The organism is Kluyvera sp., from assembly GCF_965301105.1.
The window spans coordinates 1-2,544 of record NZ_CBDKZX010000173.1; the positions used below are offsets into that span (position 1 = coordinate 1).

Annotated in this window: 3 protein-coding genes; all 3 read left to right on the forward strand. The window is 52.4% G+C overall.

All coding sequences use genetic code 11. The features are described from left to right. Positions 1-426: 426 nt before the first annotated feature. Positions 427-513, forward strand: coding sequence for a leu operon leader peptide (leuL, locus tag ACW14G_RS22795; protein WP_100249930.1), 87 nt, complete (start codon positions 427-429; stop codon positions 511-513). A gap of 89 nt (positions 514-602) precedes the next feature. Further along, positions 603-2,174: a 2-isopropylmalate synthase gene (leuA, locus tag ACW14G_RS22800; protein WP_065356506.1), complete on the forward strand. Its 1,572-nt coding sequence runs from the start codon at positions 603-605 to the stop codon at positions 2,172-2,174. Further along, on the forward strand, positions 2,174-2,544 hold a 371-nt coding region (locus ACW14G_RS22805; RefSeq protein ID WP_455648854.1), incomplete at its 3' end, for an isocitrate/isopropylmalate family dehydrogenase. The genes leuA and ACW14G_RS22805, both read left to right, overlap by 1 nt.

Here is a 2,544-nt window from a genome sequence, read left to right on the forward strand (position 1 = left end):
CCAATAGATACAGCGAATACACAACAGACAGAAAAGGACTGTAAAAAATGAGGCTTTATTAAATTGTTTTATTTTTTCTACTATCAGAATTAACAATTATGTATCAGCATAAGCTGCTTTACCTTCACAGATATACGTATACACAAATTTAAATTCAATATTATCATAATGATAGAACCCGCACAGAGAAGTAACAGAGCCATGAGCGGTTGCGAATATTGGTATGCAAATGCGACAAAATATTAAAATCATGAATAACCATAACGAATCATTCACTATAAAGTGAGACATCCATCAGCACAATTAGCTAATTCCACTCGCTGAAATTCTTCCCCGGCGTCCCCTCTTTTCACGATTCAGGGTTGACATCAGAAAGCATATCCAGTACCACTAAAAGCATATCGAATTCATCTGGAGAATGATGACATGTTCCGCACCACTCGTTTCAACGGCCTACTACTACTAAACGCCTCTTCTGTGCGCGGTAGGCTGGTGTGCGACGTTCAGCGTTAGTCATCATCAGTAAAACTATAAACCCGCGCCGCTGCGCGGGTTTTTTTATGCTCGTAGCAAGGCGCCCAAGTTAACCAAGGACCTAAACCATGAGCCAGCAAGTCATTATTTTTGATACGACCTTACGTGATGGTGAACAGGCATTACAGGCAAGCCTGAGCGTGAAAGAGAAGCTGCAAATTGCTTTTGCCCTCGAGCGCATGGGCGTTGACGTGATGGAAGTCGGGTTTCCGGTCTCTTCTCCGGGCGATTTCGAATCCGTCCAGACCATCGCCCGCAACATTAAAAATAGCCGCGTCTGCGCGCTGGCCCGCTGCGTAGAGGCGGATATTGATGTTGCCGCCGAGTCATTAAAAGTCGCTGAAGCATTCCGTATTCATACTTTTATCGCCACCTCACCGATGCACATCGCCACCAAGCTGCGCAGCACCCTGGACGAAGTCATCGAGCGCGCGGTCTACATGGTGAAACGGGCGCGTAACTACACCGACGACGTTGAGTTTTCCTGTGAAGATGCTGGCCGTACTCCAATTGACCAACTGGCGCGCGTCGTCGAAGCGGCGATTAATGCCGGTGCCACTACGATCAACATTCCAGACACCGTCGGCTACACCCTGCCATTTGAATTCTCCAACATTATTACCGGCCTGTACGAACGCGTACCAAACATCGATAAAGCGATTATCTCCGTTCACACCCACGACGACCTGGGCATGGCGGTAGGTAACTCTCTGGCCGCGGTCCATGCCGGTGCTCGTCAGGTTGAGGGCGCAATGAACGGCATCGGCGAGCGCGCGGGCAACTGTTCGCTGGAAGAAGTCATCATGGCGATCAAAGTGCGCAAAGACATCATGAATGTGCACACCCGCATCAACCACAACGAAATCTGGCGCACCAGCCAGACCGTCAGCCAGATCTGCAATATGCCGATTCCGGCCAACAAAGCCATCGTCGGCACCGGCGCCTTCGCCCACTCCTCTGGTATCCACCAGGACGGCGTGCTGAAGAACCGCGAAAACTACGAAATCATGACCCCGGAATCCATCGGTCTGAACCAGGTACAGCTGAACCTGACCTCCCGCTCTGGCCGCGCTGCCGTGAAGCACCGCATGGAAGAGATGGGTTACAAAGATACCGATTACAACATGGACCATCTGTACGACGCGTTCCTGAAGCTGGCGGACAAAAAAGGCCAGGTCTTCGATTACGACCTGGAAGCGCTGGCGTTCATCAACAAGCAGCAGGAAGAGCCAGAACATTTCCGCCTGGACTACTTCAGCGTGCAGTCCGGCTCCAGCGATATCGCCACTGCATCGGTTAAGCTGGCCTGTGGTGAAGAGACTAAAGCCGAAGCGGCGAACGGTAACGGTCCGGTTGACGCCATTTACCAGGCGATTAACCGTATCACCGGCTACGACGTCGAGCTGGTCAAATACGATCTGAACGCCAAAGGCCAGGGTAAAGACGCGCTGGGCCAGGTGGATATCGTGGTGAACTACAACGGTCGCCGCTTCCACGGCGTGGGCCTGGCGACGGATATCGTCGAATCCTCCGCCAAAGCGATGGTGCACGTACTGAACAATATCTGGCGTGCCGCCGAAGTTGAAAAAGAATTGCAACGCAAGATCAAGAATAAAGAAAACAACAAGGAAACCGTGTGATGTCGAAGAATTATCATATTGCTGTGTTACCAGGTGACGGAATTGGCCCGGAAGTGATGGCACAGGCATTGAAAGTCCTGGAAGCCGTACGTCAACGTTTTGACATGCGCATTACCACCAGCCACTACGACGTCGGCGGCATCGCCATTGACCGCCATGGCGAACCACTGCCGCAGGCAACGGTGGACGGCTGCGACCAGGCCGACGCCATTCTGTTTGGTTCCGTGGGTGGTCCGAAATGGGAAAACCTGCCGCCGAACCAGCAGCCGGAGCGCGGTGCGCTGCTGCCGCTGCGTAAGCACTTCAAACTGTTCAGCAACCTGCGCCCGGCGAAGCTGTATCAGGGGCTGGAAGAGTTCTGCCCGCTGCG